Origin of the sequence: Spongiactinospora sp. TRM90649 (assembly GCF_029382225.1) — a bacterium.
Classification (GTDB): domain Bacteria; phylum Actinomycetota; class Actinomycetes; order Streptosporangiales; family Streptosporangiaceae; genus Spongiactinospora.
In genome coordinates this window covers 284,275-309,263 of record NZ_JARLTC010000008.1, presented here as the reverse complement: position 1 = coordinate 309,263, position 24,989 = coordinate 284,275, and the positions used below count along the sequence as shown (strand labels likewise).

The following is a 24,989-nucleotide window of genomic DNA, read 5'->3' as shown; positions in this document are numbered from 1 at the left end:
CTCTGCTGGGGGATGCGAATGATCGACGCCGACCACCAGGGTGGGGAGTCCGCCCGCCGATGTCAACGATTTTCTTCTCGCATTGCCATGAGCAGAAGAATTTTTTCATTCCTTGATTCGGCACGTTCCAGCATCGCTGAGCTGCAACAATTTCATACCTGCTGATAACGCTCTTGACGGTTCGTCAAGGAACTCCAGCGCGTGCCGCTATCGTGACGATCCATGGCCCGGTTAGTAAGGCGGGTGCTGGTCCCCGGGTGGATCCGGCGCGCGGCACAGTCCTGGTTCGATGCCCGATACGTCACTCGCGCTGATCACAAAGACGACATCCGCGACTCGTTGTGGGAGGTCAAGGCCGTCGTACGCGAGCTGGCCGAACTCCGCGGCGAGGTCGAGAAACTCAGTGCGCGAATCGCCAGGAGCGCGCCGGACCAGACCCGGATGACCCGCTGGGACGACGCCCACCGCCTCGCGGGCGAGACCGCCTCGGCCATGGACCGCATCCTGCAGAACGAGGTCCTGCTGTGGCAGGCGGTCGACCGCGTGGAGGCGGCCTGCCGGGACGCCGGGTCCACGAAGGGCGACCGGGAAGGTGCTCGGTGAGGGCCACCTGGGCCCCTGACGGAGACGTCTGGAACCTGGGTTTCCGGCTCGACGCCGAAGACTCCATCACCGGGACGGTCACCGACGGCCAGGCCGTCCGGATGGCCACCAACTCGTGCCGGGTGCGGCTGCCCCGCGTGCTGCCCGATGTGCACGCCGACCTGCTGGCGCTGGCCGCCTGGAGCGTCGTCGCCCCCTGGACGGCCAGGCGCGTCGTCTTCGACCGCCCGGTCTCACGCGGCTTCGCCGCAGCCCTGGAACAGGGCTTCGGGGTCGAGGCCGGGCCGGTCGGCGAGACGCCCCGCTCCGGCTCCCGCCTGGCGATCTCCTACAGCGGCGGGGCCGACTCGGTGGCGGTGGCGGCGATGCTGCCCGACGCCCCGCTCGTCCACTTCCAGCGGGTGCCGCACCACCGGGTGCCCAACCGCTGGACCCACTACCGCTCCGACGTGCTGGCCCGGCTGGCGTCCCGCACCGGCAGGGAGGTGGCGATCGTCAAGTCGGACCTGGAGTTCACCCTGTCCGAGCCAAGGCCGGGCTACCCGGAGCACCACGCGGTGGCCGTGGGAGCGCTGCTGCTGGCCGACGGGCTCGACCTGGGCGGCCTCGCCTTCGGCTACGAGTTGGGCTCGCGCTGGCTGGGCGGGGGCCGTTACGTGCACCGGTACACGCCGCACAACCCGATGTGGTCGCCCGGCGGGCGCTGGGGCCGCCTGTTCGCCGCCGCCGGGCTGCCCATGGTGCTGCCGGTCGGCGGCGTCAGCGAGGCGGTGACCATGCGGCTGGCGCTGGCCTCGCCGCTGCGCGACCAGGTCAGGTGGTGCCTGCGCGGCGACGGCGGGCCGTGCGGGGTGTGCGGGAAGTGCCTGTACAAGGAGCTGATCCAGGCCGCCATCGAGCGCCGTCCGATGCGCACCGCGATCACCGCCGCCCGCCCGGTGGCGGCCAAGTGGCAGAAGCCGCCCCCCTATGGCGGCCAGGAGATGATCGAGTACGGTTGCGCCCACGTGCCCGGCATCGAGACCACCCCCTTCGCCAGGGCCGCCGAGTACCTCCGGGCGACCCGCGAGTCCACCGCCTGGCTGGAGCACTGCTACCGCCCGGCCGTCGAGGAGGTCCCCGACCCCTGGCGCAAACAGGTCGCCGACTTCATGGCCGGGGAGGTCGGCTTCATGACGGAGAGCGAGGCACGGCGAGTGGAGAGCTGGGGTCAGCGGACATGAGGGTCTACCTGTCGGTGGACATGGAAGGCGTGACCGGCCTGACCGACCCCGAGGAGATGCGCGCCGGCGGGCGCGGCTACGAGCGCGGGTGCGAGCTGATGACCGCCGACGCCAACGCCGTGATCGGCGGGGTCTGCGCGGCCGGGGCGCGGACGATCCTGGTCAACGACGCGCACGGGTCCACCAAGAACCTGCGCATCGACCTGCTCGACCCGCGCGCCACGCTGGTGCGCGGCCCGGGCAAGCCGATGCGGATGGGCCAGGGGCTCGACAGCGACCACCGGGCGGCCTGCCTCGTCGGCTACCACGCGATGGCAGGGGTCCGCGACGGCGTGCTCAACCACACGTGGATGGGCAAGGAGATCCAGAACGTCTACCTCAACGGCGAGGTGTGCGGCGAGACGCGTGTCGTGGCCGCATACGCCGGGTTCCTTGGAGTTCCCGTGGCGCTGGTCACCGGTGACGAGGCGGTCTGCGCGGAGGCGCGCGAACTGCTGGGAGACGTCGAGACGGTGGCCGTGAAGAAGGGGGTCGACCGGTTCTCGGCGGAGCTGCTGCCGCCGCGCGTCGCCCACGAGCGGATCCTCGCGGCGGCCTGCCGGGCGCTGGAGCGGGTGGCCGACTTCGCGCCCTACCGGGTCGAGCCGCCGTACACGCTGGGCATCGAGTGGAACTCCACGGCCATCGCCGCCGGGTGCGCGCTGATCCCGGGGGTGCGGTCGGCCGGGCCCCGGCACACCGAGTTCACCACCGGCGACTTCGGTCAGATCATGGCGCTGTTCGGGATCTTCGCGATGATCGGCGGTCAGGTCGCCTGCGGCAGCGGGATCTACGGCTGAGCGATGACCGAGGCACAAGGGCTGACCAGGCGTGCCCTGCTGGTCGGTGTGGGAGCGGCGGGCGGCGCGGGCGCCATGTTCGCCGCGATGGGAGCGCTCGGGCTCGCCCCGGGCGAGGAGACCCCGAAGCCGCGGTTCGAGCCGCCGCAGCGGTCCGACTTCCGGCTGACCGGCAGGGCGGCGGCCAAGGTGATCGTGCTGGGCGCCGGGGTCGCCGGGCTGACCTGCGCCTACGAGCTGGGCAAGGCGGGCTACGACTGCACGGTCCTGGAGGCGCGCGACCGGATCGGCGGGCGCAGCCTGACCCTGCGCGGCGGCGACACGGTCACCGACGCCTCGGGTGAGACCCAGCGGGCCGGGTTCGGCGATGGGGTCTACTTCAACGCCGGGCCTGGCCGGATCGCGCAGTGGATGGTCACCATGGACTACTGCCGCGAGCTGGGCGTGCCGATCGAGACGTTCGTCAACAACAACGCCTCGGCCTACGTCTACAACCAGGGGATGGCGGCCCCGGTCCGGGCGCGCACCGCGCGCGCCGACCTGTACGGGTACATCGCCGAACTGCTGGCCAAGGCCACCGACACCGGCGCGCTGAACCGGCGGCTCGACCGCGACGACCGGGAGCGCCTGGTCGAGTTCCTGCGGCGGTTCGGCGACCTCGGCGAACGCCTCGACTACGAAGGTTCGCCCCGGCGCGGATACACCGTGAACCCGGGCCTGACCGAGGGCACCGCGCTGCCGTCGCCGGGGAGCCTCGCCGATGTGCTGGCCGGCGGCATCGGCAGGTCCGTGACCATGGACTTCGGCTACGACCAGGCGACCCCGATGTTCCAGCCGGTCGGCGGCATGGACGGCATCGTGGCCGCCCTCGCCCGGCAGGTCGGCGCGGACCACATCAAGACCGGCATGGCCGTCACCAAGATCACCGATCTGCCGCACGGCGTCGAGGTCGTCTGCGGCCAGACCGTCTTCAAGGCCGACTACTGCGTCGCCGCGCTGCCGCCGAACGTGCTCGCCGGGATCCCGGGAAACCTCGGCGCCGACGTCACCGCCGCGCTGCGCGTGCCCCGCCCGGTCTCGGCCGGCAAGATCGGCCTGGAGTACGGCCGGCGCTGGTGGGAGCTGGACGACCGCATCTACGGCGGCGTAACCGAGACCGACCTCGACATCACCCACATCTGGTACCCCTCGCACGGCTACCACTCGGCCCGGGGCCTGGTCGTCGGCTACTACGCCACCGACGAGAACGCCGTCGCCTACGCCGGGCTGCCGCACCGCGAACGGCTCGCCCGCGCGCTGGCCCAGGGCGAGAAGATCCACGGCCGGAAGTACCGGGAGGAGCTGCTCTCCTCGGTGTCGATCGCCTGGGAGCGCCAGCCGCACATCGGCGGGGGATGGGTGCGCTGGCCGTCGTTCACCGGCGGGTTCGAGCTGCTACGCCGTCCGGCCGGGCGGGTCTACTTCGCGGGAGACTGGCTCACCCACCTCATCGCCTGGCAGGCGGGGGCGATGGAGTCGGCCCGCGCGGTGGTCACCCACCTGCATCGGCGGGTGCTCTCGGCACCTTCCTGAAACCGTGGTGAACCATCCGGGCCTTCTATCCGTTGACTTCACGAGCGGGGGAGCATAGGGAGGGAAAAAGTTCGGTGCTCGTGGGGCGTGGCGACGGCGTAGGGTCATGGCGAGACCTGACGTGGCCGGGCGAGGACGGGGCGGATCCGCGCCGGGGGGCGTGCGGGCGGCGATGCCGCGTGGGCACGCCGCGAATGAACGACGAGAAGGGATGATGTCGCGAGATGGGGCCGGGGAACCTTTCGTGGACATCGGCGGCCGGCAGGACCGACCTGCTGGCCGAGCCGGTGGCCGCCGCCGTCGCGGAACTGGGCGACGAGGTGCGTGTCACCGCGATCGATCCTGAGCTGGCCGACACCGCGGCCTTCTGCGAGCGATACGAGGTCGGCGCCGACGAGTCGGCCAACTGCGTGATCGTCGCGGCCAAGCGCGGCGGCGAGGTCCGTTACGCGGCGTGCCTGGTGCTGGCCACCATGCGGGCCGACGTGAACGGGGTGGTCCGCCGTCACCTGGAGGCGCGCAAGACCTCCTTCGCCCCACAGGACGACGCGGTCCGCCTGACCGGCATGGAGTACGGCGGCATCACCCCGCTGGGGTTGCCCGACGACTGGCCGGTGCTGATCGACGCCGCGGTCGCCGCCCACCCCGATGTGGTCATCGGCAGTGGCCTGCGGCGATCCAAGATCGCCCTGCCGGGGTCCGTGCTCGCCGGGCTGAAATCCGCGGAGGTGCTCGAACTCGCGAACTGAAGCCGTTTCGAGCTTGTCTAATACCTTCGATTGGGAAACCGTTGGGGCCTGCCCGATCGTGGTAATAGCGGGGAATGTGGCCTCGCGGTTCATCTCTGGGGCGGTGTTTGAGCCGGTATGGTGCTTCATGCCATGAATCAGGACGACCGACTAGGACCTTACCGGCTGCTCAGGCGGCTCGGTGAAGGCGGTATGGGTGTTGTCCATCTGGCCGTTGATCGGCAGGGCCGTGAGGTCGCGGTCAAAGCGCTGCGGCCCGAGGTCATGGGCGACGATGTGGCGCGCCGCCGGCTCGCCCGTGAGGTCGAGACCATGCGCCGGGTGCGCAGCGAGTACATCGCCGAGGTCGTCGACGCCGATGTGACCGGTCACCGTCCGTACATCGTGACCCGATACGTTCCCGGGCAGCCGCTCGACGATCTGGTCAAGGAAGAGGGGCCGCTCGGCGCCGCCGCGCTGCTCAAGGTGGCCAGGGGGGTCGCCGTCGCGCTCGCCGCCGTCCACGCGGGCGGCGTCATCCACCGCGACCTCAAGCCGGGCAACGTCATGATCCTCGACGGCGAGCCCGTGCTCATCGACTTCGGCATCGCCCAGGCCGTCGACGCCACCCGGCTGACCCAGACCGGCATGTTCATCGGCACCCCCGGCTACCTCGCCCCGGAGATCATCGAGGGCCAGGAGGCCGGTCCCGAAGTAGACGTGCACGCCTGGGCGGGCACCATGCTGTTCGCGTGCAGCGGCCAGCCGCCCTTCGGCAAGGGCACGCTGGAGATGATCTTCTACAACATCACGGCGGGCAAGGCCAACATCGACGCCGCCCCGCCGGTCATCCAGCCGGTGCTGCGCGCCGCCCTGCAGCGCGACCCGGCCAGGCGTCCCAAGGCCGCCGAACTGGCCGACCAGATCGGCCGGCTGATGCCGAGGGCCGGGGGCCGGCCCCGGATGCCCGACGAGATCACCACGGTCCCCGATGTCACCGCCCGCGACTCCGCCCAGGAAAGGGCACAGGAGCGCAGCCGCGACGTCGCGTGGCGGCCAGGTCAGGGAGAGGGCGACGTTCCCACCCCGCCGGTCGGCCCGTCCCGCTCCCAGGTGCTGCGGCCTGAGCAGGAGCCGCGCAGGCCCGAGCCCTCCCGCGACCACGACTACGTCTCGCTGCTCGGCGAGCAGCCCGGCCCCGACACCGGCGACCCCTTCCCCACCCGGCGCGTGCCGCCGGAGGAGCTGCGCCAGATCCGCCAGGGCGTCGGCGGCCAGGACCGCCCGGCGTGGGACACCCCGACGCAGGGCGACCAGGCGGCCATGCCCACGGGGGCCCAGGGGTGGGACGTTTCCACCCAGGCCGACGCCGCCGCGCGGCCCACCCCGCCACCGGTGGGCACGCCGGTGCCCCCCGGCCGTCCGCATACGCCCGACGGCGATATCCCCACCCAGCGGGTGCGGCCCGGCGACATCCCCGAGTACATCAGGAACTACCCGACCCCCGGGTACAACCAGCCGCAGTACTCCAGCCCGTACGGCCAGCCGAATCCGCAGCCGAATCCGCAACATGGCGCGCAGCCTCCGCAGGGGCCGCCCGGCTACGGCCAGGGCGGATACCCCGGGCAGCAGCAGACGCCCTACGCCCCGCCGTACCCGCAGCAGGGCGGGGCCGGATACCCGGGGCACGGCTCGCAGCAGCCGTCCCAGCAGCCTGTCCAGCAGCAGAGCACCCAGCAGGGCGGTCGTGCGGCGCAGGCCGGGCCCGGCCAGGAGGCCGGGGGGATGCTCCACCCCGGGCAGCGTCCTGGCAACCCGCTGCAACGTTCCCGCGCGTACGGCGTGGCGGCCGTGCTGCTGCTCATCGTGGTGGCGATGGCGGCGATCATCGCCCCGGTGCTGGTCGCGGTGGTGGCCATCCCGATCGCGATCGTGCTGCGCGCCGCCGACATCGCCCAGCCCGCCTTCGGCGACCGCCCGGCAGGGGCGGCGGCGCTCGACGTGGTCCGGGTGTTCACCCAGCCGCTGGCGCTGGCCAAGTCGGCGGGCATCACGCTCGCGCTGGTCCCGTACGCCCTGATCCTGGGCCTTCCGGTGACCCTGCTGCTGACCGTGCTCGTGCAGGGTATGCCTATTGAGAACGCACTGAGCTGGGGCGCGGCGGTCGCGCTCTGGACGATCTGCGCGGGCCCCGGTGTGGAGGGGCCGGGCCGGCAGATGCGCCGCACACTGGCGTCACTGGTCCCGGGGCGGACCCCGGCCACCGTGGTGGCCGGAGTGCTCGCGGGGGTGGCGCTGCTGCTGACCGTGCTGGCGGTCGGCACGGTGAGGGAGGGATCCACGCCCGCGCAGTTCGCACCGATCGGAGTCGACACGGTGACGTCACAACTCAGCGAACTTCGGCACAAGGCGGACCAATGAACTCGGGGGACATCCGCGCACCCGAGATGGTGGGCCGTTACCGGCTGATCCGCAAGATCGGCGAGGGCGGCATGGGCGTCGTCTACCTTGGGGTCGACGACGAAGGCACCGATCTCGCGGTCAAGATCCTGCACCCGCACGTCGCGGCCGACCTCAAGGCCCGCGACCGGCTGACCCGTGAGGTCGAGACCATGCGCCGGGTGCGCAGCCCGCACGTCGCCGAAGTGGTCGACGCGCAGCTCTCGGGGGCGCAGCCGTTCATCGCGACCAGGTTCGCGCCGGGGCGCACGCTGGAGGAGACCGTCCTGACCGACGGCCCCCTGTCGGCCGCCGAGGTCATCCGGCTGGCCAGGGGCCTGTGCGCGGCGCTCGTCGCGATCCACGCGGCCGACGTCATCCACCGCGACCTGAAGCCGGCCAACGTGATCCTGGTCGGCGGCGAGCCGCTGGTCATCGACTTCGGCATCGCCCACCTGGTGAACGCCACCCGGCTGACCCAGACCGGGATGTTCGTCGGCACGCCCGGCTACCTGGCGCCCGAGATCATCCGCGACTCCGAGATCACCCAGGCCGCCGACGTGCACGCGCTGGCCTCCACGGTGTTCTTCGGCGCGACCGGCAAGCCGCCGTTCGGCACCGGCACGTTCGAGTCGGTCTGCTTCAACATCATGAACGGCAACGCGCGGATCGACGACGCGCCTGGCTGGCTGCGCGGCTGGCTGCGCGCGGCGCTGTCGGTGGAGCCGGGCACCCGGCCCTCGGCGCGCGGCCTGCTGCAACTGTCACGTTCCCTGGACCCCACGGTCACCGCGTTCCACGACACCGGGCCGGCGCCGGTGCGCGAGCAGACCCGCGTGCTGGGCGTGGAAGACCCCCGCACCACCGTGGCCCCGCCGCCACCGCCACCGGGCAACGGCACCCGCGTGATCGACCACGAGGACAGCTTCTCCGATCTGCTGCCGCCCGTGGACTACGCGAAGCCGGAACGGCGTCAGAAGGACCGTTCCCAGCGCGCGGCGCCGCCCGCGCCGCCTCCGGCCGCCGTGCCGCCCTACGTCCCGGCGGGAGCGCCGCCGCCCTATCCGGACCAGCGGGTGGCGGGCTACCCGCCGCCGCAGCCGACAGGGCCGCCTCAGCCGTACGTGCCGCCGCCGCAGGCCAAGCCGTACCAGCCGCCGGTCGAGCGACGCCAGCCGTACCGGGTGGGGCATCCGTTGATGGCCGCGCTGCTGCTGGTGAGCCTGGTCGGGGCCGCCCGCATGCTGCCCGTGCTGGTCAGCGCGTTCACGATCGTGCTGGTGCTGTGCCTGCGGGTCGGCGAGCACCTGTTCGGCGACCTCGCCGAGCGGCGCAAGGTGCGCGGCAACAGCGGCGCCGACCCGGTGCTGGCCGTGCTCGGCACTCCCTGGGCGCTGATCAAGGCGGTCTTCGGCACGCTGCTGCACGTGCCGCTGGCGGCGATGTTCGGCATGTGCGTGTGGGGCGTGCTCGCCTACGGCACCGGCATGGGCACCAACCCGTCCGCCGCCTGGGCGGCGAGCGCGTTCTGCGCGGGGCTGTTCGTGCTGCCCGGCGGCGGCAAGCCGCGCAGGGCGGTGGCCAGGGCGCTGACCGGGGTGATCCGCAGCCCCGGGGCCGGCATGGTCGTGGCCATCGCGCTGGGCGCGCTGGCGCTGCTGGTGATGCTCACCGCGTTCGGCACGGCTCCGTCGTTCACGCCGTGGAAGGCGCCCCAGGAGGTCATCGAGAGCCTTCAGGACGAGTTCCGCAGACGCACCGACGGGGCCACGATCGGCGCGGTGGATCTGGTCACCGGCCTGGTCGACGATCTGCTGAGCAGCCTGGGCCTGGGGTTCTTCTCGCCCTGGTCGTGAGACGAGGCCGCGCCCTCCGCCCGAGTCGCGTGCGGCGCGGCCGTATGTGGGGCACGATGAAGATGGCGGAGGGAGTGTCATGGGCGGCCCTGACGGGGAACACCTGGGCGCGTACCGCCTGCTCTCGTCGATCGGAGCGGGCGGGTTCGGAGAGGTCCATCTGGCGCTCGACCCCGAGGGCCGCACGGTGGCGGTGAAGGTCCTGCATCCGCACGTCGCGGCCGACGCGGGCGCGCTGGCGCGGCTGTCGCGCGAGGTGGAGACCATGCGCCGGGTGCGCGGCGACAACGTGGCCGAGGTCCGCGACGCCTCGCTCGGCGGCAGGCGTCCCTATCTCGTCACCCGTTACGTCCAGGGCAGGCCGCTGAGCACGCTGGTCGCCGAGGAGGGGCCGATCGGGGGCGACGGGCTGCTGGCGCTGGCCAGGGGGCTGGCGGCGGCGCTCACGTCCATCCACGGCGCGGGGGTGGTCCACCGCGACCTCAAGCCGGCCAACGTGATCGTCGCGGACGGCGTGCCGGTGGTCATCGACTTCGGCATCGCGCACGCGCTCGACTCCGTGTCGGTCACCGCCTCGGGCGCGGTGCTCGGCACCCCCGGATACCTGGCGCCCGAGGTGATCGAGGGCGCGGAGTCGGGGGCCCCGGCCGACGTGTTCGCGTTCGCGGCGACGCTGGCCTACGCGGCGACGGGGCGCCAGCCGTACGGCATCGGGCCCGCCTCCGCGGTCGCCTACCGGGTGGTCCACCAGGAGCCCGACCTCGACGGCGTGCCCGAGTGGCTCATGCCGCTGCTGCGTGAGTGCCTGGTGCGCGAGCCCGCGATCCGGCCGACGTCGGCCCAGGTCGCCGCGCGCGTGGGCGCCCCGGCCGCGCTCGCCGGAACCCTGGTGGGCGCCGTCCCGCCGGTCGCCTCGGACGGCGGCGGCGGCGCGGGCGCGCCGGGTGTGGCCGAGATCACCGACGTGCACGCGCTGTCCACCCGCCAGGTCGGGCAGGCGCAGCGCCCCGGCCGCACCACGCCGGAAGACGCCAGGGCCAAGCAGGCCGCGAAGGTCCGCACCCGCTGGGTGATCGGGTCGGGCGCGGTGGCGGCGCTGGCCGCGGCGGCGGCGTCGGACAACCTGCCTGAGGTGTCGCTCCTGGTGCTCGCCGCGTACGCGCTCGGGGTGCTCGGCGACGCCGCGGTCGGGCTGCTGTCGCGAGAAGGGCCGCAGCGCAGGCGCGTGGTGATCGACGTCGGCAGCGGGGTCGGCACAGTCCTGCTGTGGCTGGTGCTGAGCAGTGTCTTCAGCACGTTCACGCTGGTGCTGGCGCTCGGCACGGTGGTCTTCGTCCTGCTGGTGCTGGTCCTCGCCGGTTGAGGGCACCCGGTCGCCGTCAGCGGAATAATGTTCGGTATTCTGGTCGTATGTGAGACTGCGCGAGCGGCCTGAACGGTGGGTTTGCCGGGAAGCTACTGCTGGGTAACATAACGGTGGGTGAGGCCGGGGAGCCTACCCGCTGTCGGCCCGCCATTCGTCGCCTGGCAGTCTTGGCAGCGAGAGTGTTGAAGCGCAGCAAACGTGAAAGCGCGAAGTGGGAAATACCGTCCGGAGGCCATGGACCCCATGAACATCGTCGTCTGCGTCAAGCAGGTCCCTGACACGGCGACCGAGCGAAAGCTCAGGTCGGATGACAAGACCCTCGACAGAGACGCCGTGGACGGCGTCATCAACGAGCTCGACGAGTACGCCGTAGAGGAGGCGCTGAAGCTCAAGGAGGCTCACGGCGGCGACACGACGGTGACCGTCCTCACCATGGGGCCCGCCAAGGCGAGCGAGACCATCCGCAAGGCCCTGGCGATGGGCGCCGACAAGGCGGTCCACCTGATCGACGACGCCCTGCACGGCTCGGACGCGTTGTCCACCTCGTATGCGATGGCGCAAGCCCTGGCCAAGACCGGCTTCGACCTGGTCGTGCTGGGCTCGGAGTCCACCGACGCCCGCACCGGCGTGCTGGCCGCGATGCTGGCCGAGCGGCTCGGCGTCCCGCAGCTCACGCTGGCCAAGAAGGTCGAGGTGGACGGCACCGCGATCACCATCGAGCGGGTCGCCGAGTACGGCTACGACAAGGTCCAGGCCACGCTGCCCGCCGTCGTCTCGGTGGTCGAGAAGATCAACGACCCCCGCTACCCGTCCTTCAAGGGCATCATGGCGGCCAAGAAGAAGCCGGTCGAGACGCTCTCCATCGCCGACGCGGACATCGCGGGCGACCAGGTCGGCCTGGCAGGGGCCTGGAGCGAGGTGGCCGAGTTCGCCACCGCCCCGCCGCGCGCGGCGGGCACGATCGTCAAGGACGAGGGCGACGGCGGCACCAAGACCGCCGACTACCTCGCCACCAAGAAGTTCATCTGAGGACGGGGAGTAACGCAACGATGTCGGAGGTTCTCGTTCTCGTCGAGCACGTCGACGGCGAGGTCAAGAAGGTCACCCTCGAACTGCTCGCGCTGGCCCGCACCCAGGGTGAGGCCAGCGCCGTGTGGGCCGGCCCCGGGTACACCCCCGAGGCCCAGGCGAAGCTGGCCGGGCACGGCGCGGAGAAGATCTACGTCGCCGACGCCCAGGAGATCACGGACTTCGTGGTCGCGCCCAAGGCCGAGCTGCTCGCGCAGCTCGTCGCCGAGAAGTCCCCGGCGGGCGTGCTGATCGCCGCCACGCCGGAGGGCAAGGAGATCGCCGGGCGCCTGGCCGTCAAGACCGACTCCGGTGTGCTCACCGACGCGGTGGGGCTCGGCGCGGGCTTCGTCGCCGAGCAGTCCGTGTTCGGCGGCGGCGTCAACGTCAAGTCCAAGGTCGCCAAGGGCACCCCGATCGTCGCTGTCCGGCCCAACTCCGTCGCGCCCGAGCAGGTCGCGGGCGCGGGCGCGGAGGAGCGGGTGAGCGTGGCGCTGTCCGACGCCGCCCGTGGCGCGCGGATCGTGGAACGCGTCAAGGAGGCGAAGGGCGCCCGTCCGGAGCTGACCGAGGCCGCGATCGTGGTCTCCGGTGGCCGTGGCGTCGGCTCCGCCGACGACTTCGCGCTCATCGAGCGCCTCGCCGACGCGCTCGGCGCGGCCGTGGGCGCCTCCAGGGCCGCCACCGACGCCGGCTGGTACCCGCACCAGTTCCAGGTCGGGCAGACCGGCAAGACGGTCTCCCCGCAGCTCTACATCGCGGTGGGCATCTCCGGTGCGATCCAGCACCGCGCCGGCATGCAGACCGCGAAGACGATCGTGGCGATCAACAAGGACGCCGAGGCCCCGATCTTCGAGCTGGCCGACTACGGCGTGGTGGGCGACCTCTTCCAGGTGGTCCCGCAGCTCGCCGACGAGATCGGCAAACGCAAGTAGCTCAGGCCGCCGCCGGTTCCCGCACGGCCTCCGGGCGGGAACCGGCGGCGTCGTCATGCTGAGCGCCGGTCGCGGTGGCCGCCTGCCTGGCGCGCACGCGCGGGAGCAGGCGGGCCGCGACCGCGATCACCACGCCCAGCGCCACCGCCGTGAACAGGGCGGTCCGCAGCGATGCGTGCCCGGACAGGAAGCCGATCACCACCGGCCCGAGCAGCAGGCCCGCGTAGCCCATCGCGCCGGTCTGCGCGATGGCCGGTCCAGGCGAGGTCGTGGCGGTCCCGGCGAGGGACAGCGCGACCGGTGAGATCGTCGCCACCGCGACGCCCACGAACGCCATCCCCGTCAGCGCCAGCGCCGCCGTGGGCGCGCTGATCACAAGTGTGAAGGTGGCCGCCGTCGCGAGCCCGGAGGCCGTCAGCAGGGCGGGTGCGCCGAGGCGGGCGCGGAGCCGGTCACCGGCCAGCCGCCCGGCCAGCATGCCGGCCTCGAAGAGCGGGTAGCCCAGAGCGGCCAGCGCCTCCGGAGCGCCCAGCGAGTCGCGGAGGTACAGCCCGTTCCAGTCGGCGACGGTGCCCTCGACCATGAAGGCGCAGAAGGCGATCACGCCCAGCAGGTAGACCACGGGCGGGACGCGGCGCCTGCCGTCCCTTGAGGGGTCCTTCCGGGCGCGCCGGGGCTCGGCGAGATAGGCGCGGCCCACGATCAGCAGCGGGGGCAGCGTCAGCGCGGCCATCAGGGCCAGGTGCGCGCCGTACGGCAGGCCGGTCCCGATGGCCAGCGTGCCGAGCAGGCCCGCCGAGATCGCGCCCACGCACCAGCCCGCGTGCATGCCGTTCATCAGGTGCCGCCCGGCCGCCCGCTCGACCACCGAGCCCTGCGCGTTCATCGCGATGTCCAGCGTCCCGAAGGCCATGCCGAACGCCGCCGCGGCGGCCAGCAGGGCCGGCAGGTCGGGCGCGAACGCCACGCCGACCAGGGTCGCCGCGCACAGCGGCCCGGCCGCCCGCAGCACCGCGCGGCTGCCCGCGCGGGCCATCACCGAGCGCATCGCCTGCATGGTCACCAGCGCCCCGACACCCCAGGCGAGCAGGACCGCGCCGACCGCTCCCTCGGTCAGCCCGAGCCGATCGGCGAGCGCGGGGATGCGCACGGTGAAGCTGCCGCACAGCAACCCGGCAAGGACGAAGGTGACAATCGCCCCGAAGCGGGCCGTCCTCAGCTCGCGGGTCATCATCGCTCCTTTCCTGAGGTCTTGAAGGTGCTCACGATCGCGTTTCGGCGGTCGTGAAATGGGCACAGAAAAGCAGGTCGCCCGAACGGCCCGGGCCGTGAGGGCGACCACCAATGGGGCGCTCCGACAGTGGGGGTGCTCAGGCGTCAGCCGAGCATCGCCAGCAGGCGCCCCTCAAGATCGCGGTAGTGCTCCGCGGAGTAGAGCTCCGGAGTGTGGGAGGCGACCTCCCAGACCCCCTCGCAGGCCAGCCTGACGACCTCCGACACCGCGGGATCCGGCTCGCCGGCCAGCCCCTCCGAATGCCATCGGGCCATCGCCGCCCGCAGTGGCGCGAGCAGTTCCGGATCACCGGCCGCCCCGGTCACCACCGCCCAGCGGCGCACCCGCCCGGTGCGCAGCACCGCGAACGTCGCGCCCACATAGCGTTTGGTGTAGGTGTCGAGACGGGGAGCCTGCTCGGCCATGAGCTGGTCGAAGTCGGCGATCAGCCGCTCCACCAGGCCCTTGATCAGCGCGTCCTTGCTGTTGAAGTGATAGAGAAGGCCGCCCTTGCTGACGCCGGACGCCTGGGCGACCGCGGCCAGCGTCAGGGCCTGCGCGCCCTGCTCGCCGAGCAGGGCCTCGGCGGCGTCGAGCAGCTCGTTCCTTCTCACCCATTTACTGTACCGTCCGGACGGTACACTAAGCAAACCCGGCAGTTAACCTACGGCTCTTCGCGGCTACTCTTGGGATCGTGCATCTGGCCTATCTCGACCACGCGGCGACCACGCCGATGCGACCCGAAGCGATCGCGGCGATGACCGAGCAGCTTGGGCAGGTCGGCAACGCCTCGTCACTGCACGCCGCCGGGCGGCGCGTCCGCCGGGTCGTCGAGGAGTCCCGGGAGGCCATCGCGCACTCCCTGGGCGCGCGACCCAGCGAGATCGTCTTCACCGCCGGCGGCACCGAGGCCGACAACCTCGCCGTCAAGGGCCTGTACTGGGCCCGCAAGGCCGCCACCGGCGCCGACCGCGTCCTGCTCAGCGCGGTCGAGCACCACGCGGTGCTCGACGGCGCCCAATGGCTCGCCGAGCGCCAGGGGGCCAGGGTGGAACTCCTGGAGGTCGACGCGCTGGGCCGGGTCCACCCCGACACGCTGCGCGCCGCCATCGAGCGCGATCCCGCGAGCGTCGCCATGGTCAGCGTCATGTGGGCCAACAACGAGGTAGGGACGATCCAGCCGCTCCGGGTGCTCGGGGCCATCGCCCACGACCACGGCGTCCCGCTGCACACCGACGCCGTGCAGGCCATCGGCCAGCTCCCCGTGTCGTTCTCCGGCTCAGGAGCCGACGCCCTCACGCTGTCCGGGCACAAGGTGGGCGGTCCGATCGGCGTCGGCGCGCTGTTACTGGCCAGGGGCATCGACCCCGTCCCCGTGCTGCACGGCGGCGGGCAGGAGCGCGACGTGCGCTCCGGCACGCTCGACGCCCCGGCCATCGCCGGACTCGCCGCCGCTGTGACCGCCGCCGTGGCGGGTCAGGAGGAAGAGGCCAAGCGGCTGACCGAGCTGCGCGACGAGCTGATCAGACGGGTGCGCGCGGCCGTCCCCGACGTGGTGCTGAACGGCGACCCCGACGACCGCCTGCCCGGCAACGCCCACTTCTCCTTCCCCGGCTGCGAAGGAGACGCGCTGCTCATGCTCCTCGACGCCAAGGGCGTCGAGTGCTCCACCGGCTCGGCCTGCTCGGCGGGCGTGGCGCAGCCGTCGCACGTGCTGCTGGCCATGGGCACCGGCGCACCGGCCGCGCGCGGCTCGCTGCGCTTCACGCTCGGCCACACCTCCACCGAGGCCGACGTCGACCGCCTGGCCGAGGTCATCGCCCCCGTGGTGGAACGAGCCCGCCGCGCCGGGCTGAGCTGACGCCCAGCCCGCCAGGCCGGAGCGGTCAGGACAGGAACGGGGCGACGGCGGCCCAGCCCGGGTCGTCGTCCACCTCGATCTCGGCCGTGCCCTCCTTCCACGAACTCACCAGCTCACCGGCGCGCTCGGCCACGTCGCTCTCGGAGTCGGTGTAGATGTGCACCTCGCGCTGCCCGCCCGCGGTCACGTGCGCGGCCACGACGGCCGGGCGCTCGGCCAGCGCTTCCGCCAGGCGCTCCTCGAACCCGCGCAGCGCGGCCAGCGACTCGCCCTCAGGCAGCCCGTCGGCGTCGCGGTGCGCGTACGGCAGGCCGATCGCGACGTGCCGGTCGAACAGCGGATGATCGACCTGGCGCAGCGGGTAGCGGACCGTGGCGATCAGCTTGGCGCCGTCGGCCGTGCGGCCCTCCATCAGCGCCCACTGCTCCTCGTCGAACTCGGCGGCCACGTCGGCCACCACGCTCGGCAGGTGCACGGCGGCCACCGCGTCGATCGGCTGGAACGCCGCCGGACGGATCTCGCCCACCCAGCGGGCCACGTCGTCCTCGCCGAGCAGCCAGTCCAGCGCCAGGAGGGTGGCCTCCAGGCGGGTCTCCTCGTCGAGCAGGGTGAAGATCGGGTGGTAGGCGGTGACATCGACCCTCGGCTTGCCGCGCGGGACGTGCAGGCCCATCGTCAGCTTGTCGAAGTCGAACTCGTAGCCGCCGACGTCGACGGACAGCCCGGCGGCCTCCGGGTTGGCCTGCCGGGAGGGATGGAACTCCCACCGCTCGTCGGGCTTCGGCGCGGCCCTGGCCCAGCGGTGCGCCACCGGGCGCACCTCGGGGTCGCCCGCCGCCGTGACCACGAGCGCCTGCTCGGCGTGCCGTCCGGGGGCGATCTCCCACACCAGCCCCGGATGCACCGCCGTCACGGCGGGCGCGATCCGCTCCGCCAGCTTCTCCGAGTCGCCTGCCACCAGCAGCGCGTCGAGCTCAGGACGAGCCGCGTGCCACCAGTCCCAGAATTCGCCGATCGCCTTGGAACGATCGGATCCGGACTCGGACTCCTCGCCCTTGCGGCCGAACAATCGCATGGAGGGAGCCTATCCGCTTTGCATGCGACGCCGGCGCGTCGCGGCTCACCCGCTGGTGACCGGGGTTCTTCCCGACTCGCTCATCCGCTCGTGCCTCGCTCCTTCGCTCCCCGGTCCAGAACCCCGGCGCGGGTTCGCGGTTTGCATGCGACGCCGGCGCGTCGCGGCTCACCCGCTGGTGACCGGGGTTCTTCCCGTCCTGCTCGTTGGAGGGCGGGACCCTTGGGGGGCGGGGGTGGGGATCGGGCGGGTACGCTCGATGGTGTTATGGGACTTCGTGTGCTTGCCGCCATGTCGGGCGGTGTCGATTCGGCGGTGGCCGCCGCGCGTGCGGCGCAGGCCGGGCATGACGTCACCGGTGTGCACCTGGCGCTTTCCGCCAATCCGCAGTCGTACCGCACCGGGGCGCGGGGCTGTTGCACGGTGGAGGACTCCCGCGACGCCCGCAGGGCCGCCGACGTGATCGGGATCCCCTTCTACATCTGGGACATGGCCGAGCGCTTCCACCGCGACGTCGTGGACGACTTCGTGAGCGAGTACGCCGCCGGCCGTACCCCCAACCCCTGCGTGCGCTGCAACGAGAAGATCAAGTTCGCCGCCGTGCTCGACCGGGCACTCGCGCTCGGCTTCGACGCCGTCGTCACCGGGCACCACGCCCGTCTCGCCGACGGCGTGCTGCGGCGCAGCGTGGACGACGGCAAGGACCAGTCGTACGTGCTGGCCGTCCTGACCAGGGAGCAGCTCCGGCACGCCATGTTCCCGCTGGGCGACTCCACCAAGACCGAGGTGCGGGCCGAGGCCGCCGAGCGCGGCCTGACCGTGGCCGACAAGCCCGACAGCCACGACATCTGCTTCATCGCCGACGGCGACACGCGGGGCTTCCTGGCCGAGCGCCTGGGCACCGCCGAGGGCCCCATCGTGGACGCCCTGACCGGGCAGGTCGTAGGCGCCCACAGCGGTGCCTACGCCTACACCGTCGGCCAGCGCAGGGGCCTGGGCATCGACCGGCCCTCCGGCGACGGCCGCCCGCGTTACGTGCTGTCGATCGAGCCGGTCTCCAACACGGTCACCGTGGGGCCGCGCGAGGCGCTGCGGGTCTCTTCGATCGCCTGCGAGCGCCCTGTGTGGAACGGCCCCGAGACGCCCCGCGAGCCCGCCGGGGCGGCCCGGGCGAGTACGGTCCAGCTCCGCGCGCACGGCGAGGTGTACGGCTGCCGCGCCCAGGTCTCCGGCGACACGCTGCACGTCGAGCTGGACACCCCGGCCACGGGCGTCGCCCCCGGCCAGACGGCGGTGCTCTACGACGGCGACACCGTGATCGGCTCGGCGACGATCTCCTCCGCCCTCTGAGGCCCGCCTTCCGGAAGCCCCTAGACGGTCACGCTGTCGCCGAGCTCCAGCCGCCGTAGGTCGGCCTTCTGCTTGTCGGCCTCCATGCCCAGCCAGTTGTCCACCAGTTTCAGGCCGACCTCGCTGTAGAGCGCGTCGTGCGTGGAATACGCGTGCTCGGGGCGGACCTGCCGCAGATAGTTGATCATCTCCGCCAGCTTCAGCCACGGCGCGCCCGTCGGCACGAGCAGCGTGTGCACGTCGGCCCCCGGCGGGGTGAGCGCGTCGCCCGGGTAGAAGACCGCGTCGTCCACGAAGAACCCGACGTTCTGCACCTGCGGCACGTCGGGGTGGTTGACGGCGTGCAGCTCGCCCACCGCCCGCACCCGGAAGCCCGCGGTCTCGAAGGCGTCGCCGTGGCGCACCGCCTGGATCTTCGCCGGGACCTCCGCCTCGGAGAGCTGCCCGGCGACGGCGTCGCACGTCCAGATGGTCAGCTCGGGGTTGGCGCGGGCCGCCGCGCGGAGCCGCTCGGGTTCCATGTGGTCGAAGTGCTCATGGGTGATGAGGACGGCGTCGGCGGCGTCGAGGGCCGACTCCTCGCTGAACGCCCCCGGGTCGATGACCAGGATCTTGCCATCCTTCTCCAGACGCACGCACGCGTGGCCGAACTTCGTTAGTTCCATGGGGCCTACGCTAGCTGCCGTGAGCGACTATCCCTGGAACGAGGCCACGGCGACCGGTGTGGGGTCGCATCCGGGCGAGGATCACCTGGAGGCGATGCGGGTGGTCTTCGGTGAACTGCCCGCGCTGCCGTACCTGCCTGAACTGCCCGAGCGCGGGGTCGGCGCCGACATGGTCGGCCGGGGCGCGTCGATGCTGGTCGAGCTGCCGGTGGAGGTGCAGCCGTCCGGGTGGCGGGTCGCCGACCGGCCGGGGCGCGACGCCCGCAGGGCGCGCGACCATCTGATCAGAGATCTCGACGGCATGGAGGAGGCCGCGCAGGGCTACGTGGGGCCGCTGAAGGTCCAGGTGTGCGGACCATGGACGCTGGCCGCGTCGGTCGAGCTGCGCTACGGCGACAAGATCCTGGCCGACCAGGGGGCGGTGCGCGATCTCTCCGAGTCGCTGGCCGAGGGCGTGGCCGCGCACGTGGCCGACGTCCGCACGCGGGTGCCCGGGGTGACCACGGTGATCGTGCAGCTCGACGAGCCGGGCCTGCCGGGGGTCCTGGCCGGTACGGTCCCCAGCGCCTCCGGCTTCGCCCGGCTGCCCGCCGTCGAGCCCGAGATCGCCGTGCAGCGCCTGGCGACGGTGCTGGCGGCCGCCGGAGACTTCCCGATCGTGCACTGCTGCGCGCCGCGGGTGCCTCTCGGCGTCCTGCGGCGGGCCGGGGCGCGCGGCGTCTCGCTCGACGCCGCGCTGCTGCGGCGGCGCGACGAGGACGAGATCGGCGAGGCCGTGGAGGCCGGCACCGCGCTGTTCCTGGGCGTGGTCCCCGGCACCGACACCCGCCTGCTCGATGTGGGCGTGGTGGCCAAGCCCGCCAGGGAGCTGTGGCGGCGGCTGGGGTTCCCCTCCTCGACGCTGGCCTCCCAGGTCGTGCTGACCCCCGCGTGCGGGCTGGCCGGGGCCTCGCCGCGCTATGCCAGGGCGGCGCTGGCCAAGTGCCGCGAGTCGGCCGTCGTACTCCGCGAAGACCCCGGAGAGTAGCGGCGCGGCGTCCCGGCATTCGCCCAGGGCGCTCGTTGTCGGCGGTCGGCGGTACGTTTCTCCTGTACGTCAGCACAGAGGGGAGTGGTGGCCATGAGCGCCGACGCCGAAGGTGTCGAGACCGGTGCGAGTGCTCCGGCGAGAGAGCGGCACGCCGAGCTGGCCGAGCTGCTCGACGAGGCGAGCTGGCGCTACTACGTGCTCGACGCGCCCACCGCCAGCGACGCCGAGTACGACGGGTGGATGCGTGAGATCCGCGCGCTGGAGGAGGAGCATCCGGCCCTCCGCACCCCCGACTCGCCGACGCAGCGGGTCGGCGCGCCGATCTCCACCGACTTCGCGCCGGTGACCCACCTGCGCCGGATGGAGAGCCTCGACAACGCCTTCACCGCCGACGACCTCGCCGCCTGGACCACCAGGGCGGAGAAGCTGGCCGAGGGCGACGCCGGCCCCTACCTGTGCGAGCTGAAGATCGACGGGCTGGCCGTCGCGCTGGTCTACGAAAAGGGACGGCTGGTCAGGGGCGCCACCCGGGGCGACGGCCGTAGCGGCGAAGACGTCACGCCCAACGTCCGCACCATCCGCGACGTCCCCGACCGGCTGACCGGCCCCGGCGTGCCCGACCTGCTGGAGGTGCGCGGCGAGGTCTTCCTGCCGGTCGAGGGCTTCAAGCGGCTCAACGAGCAGCTCGTCGCGGCGGGCAAGCCGGCGTTCGCCAACCCGCGCAACTCCGGCGCGGGCTCGCTCCGCCAGAAGGACCCGCGCGTCACCGCGCAGCGCGACCTCCGCATGATCGCGCACGGGGTGGGCGTCTGGCAGGGCGGCGAGCCGGAGCCGAGCTCGCAGTCGGAGGTCTATCGGCGGCTGGCCGAGTTCGGGCTGCCGGTCAGCGGCCTCTACCAGGTGGTCACCGGGCTGGCCGAGATCACCGGCTACATCGAGCACTACCGCGAGCACCGCCACGATCCCGAGTACGAGATCGACGGCGTGGTGGTCAAGGCCGACCGGCTCGACGTGCAGCGCGAGCTGGGTTCCACGAGCCGCGCGCCGCGGTGGGCGATCGCGTACAAGTACCCGCCGGAGGAGGTCAACACCGAGCTGCTCGACATCCAGGTGGGGGTGGGGCGCACAGGGCGGGTCACGCCGTACGGCGTGATGAAGGCCGTCGTGGTGTCCGGCTCCACGGTCGAGCGGGCCACGCTGCACAACGCCTCCGAGGTCGTCCGAAAGGGCGTACTGATCGGCGACACCGTGGTGCTGCGCAAGGCGGGCGACGTGATCCCCGAGATCGTCAAGCCGGTGGTCGAGCTGCGCGACGGCACCGAGCGCGAGTTCGTGATGCCCACGCACTGCCCCGAGTGCGGCACCGAGCTGCGCCACATGAAGGAGGCGGACATCGACATCCGCTGCCCCAACGCGCGCTCCTGCCCGGCCCAGTTGCGCGAGCGCATCTTCTTCGCCGCCGGGCGGGGCGCCTTCGACATCGAGTCGCTCGGTTACGTCGCGGCCACCGCGCTCACCCAGCCGCTGCCGCCGGAACGGCCGCCGGTCCGCACCGAGGCCGACCTGTTCGACCTGAAGATCGACGAGCTGCTGCCGATCCGCACCAAGGTCCGCGACGCCCGCACCGGCCTGCCCAAGCTCGACCCGAAGACCGGCGAGGAGAAGGTCGTCACCTTCTTCGCCAACCAGAAGGGCGAGCCCAAGAAGCTCACCGAGGAGCTGATCAAGCAGCTCGACGTCGCCAAGCGGCAGCCGCTGTGGCGGGTGCTGGTGGCGCTGTCGATCCGGCACGTCGGGCCGACCGCCGCGCAGGCCCTCGCCGCCGAGTTCGGCGACCTCGACCGCGTGTTCACCGCCGAGGAGGACGAGATCGCCCGCGTCGACGGCGTCGGCCCGACCATCGCCGCCTCCGTCAAGGAGTGGTACGCGGTCGACTGGCACCGCGAGATCGTGGAGCGGTGGCGGGCGGCCGGGGTGCGGATGGCGGACGACGCCCCCGCCGAACCGGCCGAGCGGCCCGCCCAGATCCTCGCCGGTCTCACGTTCGTCGTCACCGGCACGCTCGCCGACTTCACCCGAGAGGCGGCGGGCGACGCGCTGCGGGCACTCGGCGGCAAGGTCACCGGATCGGTCTCCAAGAAGACGAGTTTCGTCGTCGTCGGCGAGAACGCCGGGTCGAAACAGGAAAAGGCGATCGAGCTGGGCGTGCCCACCCTCGACGAGGCGGCCTTCCGGGTGCTGCTCGCGAAGGGCCCCGATGCCGTCCGGCCCGCGGAGGAGGGCTGACCCACCCCTTTTGGGACGGGTGGTAATAGCGGGGCAATTCTCGCTATCGCGGCTCTGTCTCCGCTTTGCCCCATAAATGTCGCGGCGGGGAGTTATGGTGACCATCATGCGTTTCGGGGGCGCAGGACTTGTGGGACCGCCATCCCATCTCGCCGCCGGGCGGGAACCCCGCGACGGTCATCGAGCGGACAGGAGACAGAGATCGCTTCCATCCATCGCGAGATCGTGATCGACGCTCCACCGGAGACGGTGCAGGGGCGAAGGCGGCGGGTCCCCATATCCTCCGCCGGCACGGCGGGCACTGCCGAAACTTATGGCGACGCCCGAAATAGGTAGACGAAATTTCCGAAATATCAGTCACGCAGCGCAGCCAGTACGTGACGGGATCCGGGTAAATCTCGCTCTCTGTGGGCGGGATATGCGCAAACAGTGACATCCAGGTCAAAAACACCCGTGACTCACCGTACGCAGCCGGTTTCGCGAAGTGGCCCAGAGGTCGTACCCTCCCATAGTGACCTCCTGGGGGTTTCGTTACTCATGACCGACCCGACCGATACACGCGACACCGGACCCCGCGTCGGCTCACCGCTGTGGGCCTACCTGGCGGCCGTCACCACGATCGGCTTCACCACGCTGGCCGTGGCCCTGGCGCTGCTCGAACCCGCGGAGCCGCTGGGGCTCACCGGCGTGCCGCTGTTCTGGGTGCTCAGCGCCCTGGTCGTGCTCGGCGAGCTGCGGCCCGTCGTGGTCTCCTCCTCCTCGGTGGTCAACGGGACGTACCCGTCGGTGATGTTCACCTTCGCGGTGCTGCTGCACTACGGCCTGCCGGTCGCGATGCTGCTGCACGCCGTCGCCGTCCTGGTCAACGGCGTGGTCACCCGCAAGGCCTGGCACCGCGTGATGTTCAACATCGCGCAGGTGACGCTGGCCGGCACGGCCGCCGCCGTGGTGCTGACCACCTTCGGCATCCACCCCGGCCCGATGGCCCCCTACGTGCCCACCGGGGGCGACCTGGGCGTGATCGCCGTCGCCGCCGCCGCCTACTTCCTGGCCCGCGCCATGCTGGTCTGCTGGGCCGTCTCCCTCCACGAGCGGCGTTCGGTGCTGCGCGTGATCAGGGCCACCATCGGCCACCAGGCGCTCGTCTACGCCGGGCTGCTCGGGCTGGCCCCGCTGGTGGTGGTCGTGATGACCCACACGCCCGCGCTGGTCCCGCTGTTCGTCGCGCCGCTGGTCGCGGTCTACTTCACCGCCTCCATGTCGATGCGCCGCGACCACCAGGCCCTGCACGACGGCCTGACCGGCCTGCCCAACCGCAAACTGCTGCTGCTGCGCACCGAGGAGGCCATCGCCGAGGCGCGCGGCGAGGAACGGGTCGGCCTGTTCCTGCTCGACCTCGACCGGTTCAAGGAGGTCAACGACACGCTCGGGCACCCGGTCGGCGACCGCCTGCTGCAGATCGTCGCCCACCGCCTCACCCACAGCGTGCGGCCCGGCGACGTGGTGGCGCGGCTCGGCGGCGACGAGTTCGCGGTGCTGCTGCCGTCGATCAGGGACGCCGCCGCCGCGCGGGAGGTCGCCGCGCGGCTGCGGGTCGCGCTCACCGAGCCGGTGCGGCTGGAGGGCATGACCTTCGACCTCGACGCCTCCGTCGGCATCGCCCTGCACCCCGACCACGCGCCCGACTTCCAGCTCCTGCTGCAACGCGCCGACGTGGCGATGTACCTGGCGAAGGAGGGGCGCACCGGGGTCGAGACCTACGTGGCCGACCGCGACCGCAACTCGCCCGAGCGCCTGCTGCTGCTCGGCGACCTGCGGCGCGGCCTCGACTCCGGCGAGCTGACCTTGCACTACCAGCCCAAGATCGGCCTGGGCACCGGCCGGGTCGTCGGCGTGGAGGCCCTGCTGCGCTGGTCGCACCCGACCCGGGGGCTGATCTCCCCGGCGGACTTCGTCCCGCTCGCCGAACAGTCGTACCTGATGCGGCAGCTCACCCAGTACGTCATCGACGCGGCGCTGAAGCAGGCCGCGCAGTGGTGGGACACCGGGCTCAGGGTGCAGGTCTCGGTCAACGTCTCGGCCCGCGACCTGCTGGACAGCGGCCTGCCCGAGCGCCTGGCCGCCGGTCTCGGCCGGTACGGCCTGCCCCCCACCGCCATCCAGCTTGAGGTCACCGAGCGGATCCTGATGACCGACCAGGCCTACACCGCCGACATGATCCGCGCCCTGGTCGACCTCGGCGTGCCGCTCGCCCTCGACGACTTCGGCACCGGCTACTCCTCGCTGGTGCGGCTGCAGCGGATGGCCGTCTCCGAGGTGAAGATCGACGCCTCGTTCGTGCGCCGCCTGGGCGAGCCCGCCTGCGAGGACACCGCGCGCATCGTGCGCTCGATCATCGACCTGGTGCGCTCGCTCGGCCTGCGCTCGGTGGCCGAAGGGGTGGAGACCGACGAGGTCAGCAGGCGGCTGTCGGAGATGGGCTGCGACGTCGGGCAGGGCTGGTGGTTCTGCGCGGCGATGCCGGCCGCCGACGCCACCGCGTGGCTGCGCAGCCGCCGTACGCTGCTGGCCCCCGCGCAGGGTCCGGCCGCCGTGTTCACCGCCCCGGCGGCCGAGCGGGTCGCCGAACCCGTCGCCGACGGTGAGCCCGCCCGGGCCGCCGTCGCCAAGGCCGGGCTGAACAACGGGCTCACCGACGGCCTGGCCATGGCCGACATCTGGTGAGGCGCCGCCCCGCCTCGCGGTTATCCGGTCGGCCACGGCTGGTCACTGCCCCTAGGATGGCTGTGTCCAATCGCCATTCATGAAACGGGTTAAACG

19 protein-coding genes are annotated in these 24,989 nt (G+C 72.3%); 15 read left to right on the top strand and 4 right to left on the bottom strand.

Annotation, left to right across the window (positions count from 1 at the left end; all coding sequences use genetic code 11):
- Window positions 1-222: 222 nt before the first annotated feature.
- The 10 genes from P3X83_RS12490 to P3X83_RS12445 all read left to right on the top strand — a co-directional run bounded on the left by P3X83_RS12490 (window position 223) and on the right by P3X83_RS12445 (window position 12,629).
- A complete protein-coding gene (locus P3X83_RS12490; protein WP_277305154.1) occupies window positions 223-603 on the top strand; it encodes a hypothetical protein in 381 nt (126 codons plus the stop codon).
- Window positions 600-1,826, top strand: coding sequence for a DUF6395 domain-containing protein (locus P3X83_RS12485; protein ID WP_277305153.1), 1,227 nt, complete (start codon window positions 600-602; stop codon window positions 1,824-1,826). Before P3X83_RS12490 ends, P3X83_RS12485 begins: the two co-directional genes overlap by 4 nt.
- The gene (locus tag P3X83_RS12480; RefSeq protein WP_277305152.1) at window positions 1,823-2,665 is read left to right on the top strand and encodes a M55 family metallopeptidase; all 843 of its coding nucleotides are present in this window, start codon (window positions 1,823-1,825) and stop codon (window positions 2,663-2,665) included. Before P3X83_RS12485 ends, P3X83_RS12480 begins: the two co-directional genes overlap by 4 nt.
- Before the next feature lie 3 nt (window positions 2,666-2,668).
- The gene (locus tag P3X83_RS12475) at window positions 2,669-4,237 is read left to right on the top strand and encodes an FAD-dependent oxidoreductase (RefSeq protein ID WP_277305151.1); all 1,569 of its coding nucleotides are present in this window, start codon (window positions 2,669-2,671) and stop codon (window positions 4,235-4,237) included.
- A gap of 224 nt (window positions 4,238-4,461) precedes the next feature.
- The gene (locus P3X83_RS12470; RefSeq protein WP_277305150.1) at window positions 4,462-4,986 is read left to right on the top strand and encodes a YbaK/EbsC family protein; all 525 of its coding nucleotides are present in this window, start codon (window positions 4,462-4,464) and stop codon (window positions 4,984-4,986) included.
- 117 nt (window positions 4,987-5,103) lie between these two features.
- Entirely contained in the window at window positions 5,104-7,386 is a 2,283-nt protein-coding gene (locus tag P3X83_RS12465; RefSeq protein ID WP_346742703.1) for a protein kinase, read from the top strand.
- A complete protein-coding gene (locus P3X83_RS12460) occupies window positions 7,383-9,260 on the top strand; it encodes a serine/threonine-protein kinase (RefSeq protein WP_277305148.1) in 1,878 nt (625 codons plus the stop codon). Before P3X83_RS12465 ends, P3X83_RS12460 begins: the two co-directional genes overlap by 4 nt.
- A 79-nt stretch (window positions 9,261-9,339) precedes the next feature.
- Window positions 9,340-10,623, top strand: coding sequence for a serine/threonine-protein kinase (locus P3X83_RS12455; protein ID WP_277305147.1), 1,284 nt, complete (start codon window positions 9,340-9,342; stop codon window positions 10,621-10,623).
- A gap of 246 nt (window positions 10,624-10,869) precedes the next feature.
- Complete coding sequence (locus P3X83_RS12450; RefSeq protein WP_277305168.1) at window positions 10,870-11,655, top strand: electron transfer flavoprotein subunit beta/FixA family protein; 786 nt, start codon at window positions 10,870-10,872, stop codon at window positions 11,653-11,655.
- A gap of 20 nt (window positions 11,656-11,675) precedes the next feature.
- Entirely contained in the window at window positions 11,676-12,629 is a 954-nt protein-coding gene (locus P3X83_RS12445) for an electron transfer flavoprotein subunit alpha/FixB family protein (RefSeq protein ID WP_277305146.1), read from the top strand.
- 1 nt (window position 12,630) lies between these two features.
- Here the strand turns inward: P3X83_RS12445 and P3X83_RS12440 are convergent, their stop codons facing one another.
- Window positions 12,631-13,860, bottom strand: coding sequence for an MFS transporter (locus P3X83_RS12440; protein WP_277305145.1), 1,230 nt, complete (start codon window positions 13,858-13,860; stop codon window positions 12,631-12,633).
- 146 nt (window positions 13,861-14,006) lie between these two features.
- Entirely contained in the window at window positions 14,007-14,516 is a 510-nt protein-coding gene (locus tag P3X83_RS12435; protein WP_277305144.1) for a TetR/AcrR family transcriptional regulator, read from the bottom strand.
- An 86-nt stretch (window positions 14,517-14,602) separates the two neighbouring features.
- On the opposite strand from P3X83_RS12435, the gene P3X83_RS12430 reads away from it, so the two are divergent.
- Entirely contained in the window at window positions 14,603-15,763 is a 1,161-nt protein-coding gene (locus P3X83_RS12430; RefSeq protein WP_277305167.1) for a cysteine desulfurase family protein, read from the top strand.
- Window positions 15,764-15,788: 25 nt separating this feature from the next.
- Here the strand turns inward: P3X83_RS12430 and P3X83_RS12425 are convergent, their stop codons facing one another.
- Complete coding sequence (locus P3X83_RS12425; protein WP_277305143.1) at window positions 15,789-16,838, bottom strand: DUF695 domain-containing protein; 1,050 nt, start codon at window positions 16,836-16,838, stop codon at window positions 15,789-15,791.
- A 267-nt stretch (window positions 16,839-17,105) separates the two neighbouring features.
- Here P3X83_RS12425 and mnmA point away from each other — a divergent pair, with 267 nt between their 5' ends.
- A complete protein-coding gene (mnmA, locus tag P3X83_RS12420) occupies window positions 17,106-18,188 on the top strand; it encodes a tRNA 2-thiouridine(34) synthase MnmA (RefSeq protein ID WP_277305142.1) in 1,083 nt (360 codons plus the stop codon).
- Between the two features lie 20 nt (window positions 18,189-18,208).
- Here mnmA and P3X83_RS12415 read toward each other — a convergent pair whose 3' ends face one another.
- Window positions 18,209-18,853 carry an MBL fold metallo-hydrolase gene (locus P3X83_RS12415; RefSeq protein ID WP_277305141.1) on the bottom strand — a complete coding sequence of 215 codons (645 nt, stop codon included), beginning with the start codon at window positions 18,851-18,853 and terminating at the stop codon, window positions 18,209-18,211.
- Here P3X83_RS12415 and P3X83_RS12410 point away from each other — a divergent pair.
- The 3 genes from P3X83_RS12410 (at window position 18,852) to P3X83_RS12400 (ending at window position 24,893) form a co-directional block, all read left to right on the top strand.
- On the top strand, window positions 18,852-19,880 hold the full coding sequence (locus P3X83_RS12410) for a methionine synthase (RefSeq protein ID WP_277305140.1): 1,029 nt from the start codon (window positions 18,852-18,854) through the stop codon (window positions 19,878-19,880). The two genes, P3X83_RS12415 and P3X83_RS12410, sit on opposite strands and share 2 nt — an antisense overlap.
- Window positions 19,881-19,973: 93 nt before the next feature.
- The gene (ligA, locus tag P3X83_RS12405; RefSeq protein WP_277305139.1) at window positions 19,974-22,169 is read left to right on the top strand and encodes an NAD-dependent DNA ligase LigA; all 2,196 of its coding nucleotides are present in this window, start codon (window positions 19,974-19,976) and stop codon (window positions 22,167-22,169) included.
- Window positions 22,170-22,706: 537 nt separating this feature from the next.
- Window positions 22,707-24,893: an EAL domain-containing protein gene (locus P3X83_RS12400; RefSeq protein WP_277305138.1), complete on the top strand. Its 2,187-nt coding sequence runs from the start codon at window positions 22,707-22,709 to the stop codon at window positions 24,891-24,893.
- Window positions 24,894-24,989: the final 96 nt, after the last annotated feature.

Coding starts and splice junctions, on each gene's coding strand:
- P3X83_RS12440 (WP_277305145.1), bottom strand. CDS start 13,860: ATGACCCGCGAGCTGAGGACGGCCCGCTTCGGGGCGATTGTCACCTTC.
- P3X83_RS12450 (WP_277305168.1), top strand. CDS start 10,870: ATGAACATCGTCGTCTGCGTCAAGCAGGTCCCTGACACGGCGACCGAG.
- P3X83_RS12490 (WP_277305154.1), top strand. CDS start 223: ATGGCCCGGTTAGTAAGGCGGGTGCTGGTCCCCGGGTGGATCCGGCGC.
- P3X83_RS12410 (WP_277305140.1), top strand. CDS start 18,852: ATGGGGCCTACGCTAGCTGCCGTGAGCGACTATCCCTGGAACGAGGCC.
- P3X83_RS12445 (WP_277305146.1), top strand. CDS start 11,676: ATGTCGGAGGTTCTCGTTCTCGTCGAGCACGTCGACGGCGAGGTCAAG.
- P3X83_RS12415 (WP_277305141.1), bottom strand. CDS start 18,853: ATGGAACTAACGAAGTTCGGCCACGCGTGCGTGCGTCTGGAGAAGGAT.
- P3X83_RS12455 (WP_277305147.1), top strand. CDS start 9,340: ATGGGCGGCCCTGACGGGGAACACCTGGGCGCGTACCGCCTGCTCTCG.
- P3X83_RS12400 (WP_277305138.1), top strand. CDS start 22,707: ATGACCGACCCGACCGATACACGCGACACCGGACCCCGCGTCGGCTCA.
- P3X83_RS12480 (WP_277305152.1), top strand. CDS start 1,823: ATGAGGGTCTACCTGTCGGTGGACATGGAAGGCGTGACCGGCCTGACC.
- P3X83_RS12425 (WP_277305143.1), bottom strand. CDS start 16,838: ATGCGATTGTTCGGCCGCAAGGGCGAGGAGTCCGAGTCCGGATCCGAT.
- P3X83_RS12465 (WP_346742703.1), top strand. CDS start 5,104: ATGGTGCTTCATGCCATGAATCAGGACGACCGACTAGGACCTTACCGG.
- ligA (WP_277305139.1), top strand. CDS start 19,974: ATGAGCGCCGACGCCGAAGGTGTCGAGACCGGTGCGAGTGCTCCGGCG.
- P3X83_RS12470 (WP_277305150.1), top strand. CDS start 4,462: ATGGGGCCGGGGAACCTTTCGTGGACATCGGCGGCCGGCAGGACCGAC.
- P3X83_RS12460 (WP_277305148.1), top strand. CDS start 7,383: ATGAACTCGGGGGACATCCGCGCACCCGAGATGGTGGGCCGTTACCGG.
- P3X83_RS12475 (WP_277305151.1), top strand. CDS start 2,669: ATGACCGAGGCACAAGGGCTGACCAGGCGTGCCCTGCTGGTCGGTGTG.
- mnmA (WP_277305142.1), top strand. CDS start 17,106: ATGGGACTTCGTGTGCTTGCCGCCATGTCGGGCGGTGTCGATTCGGCG.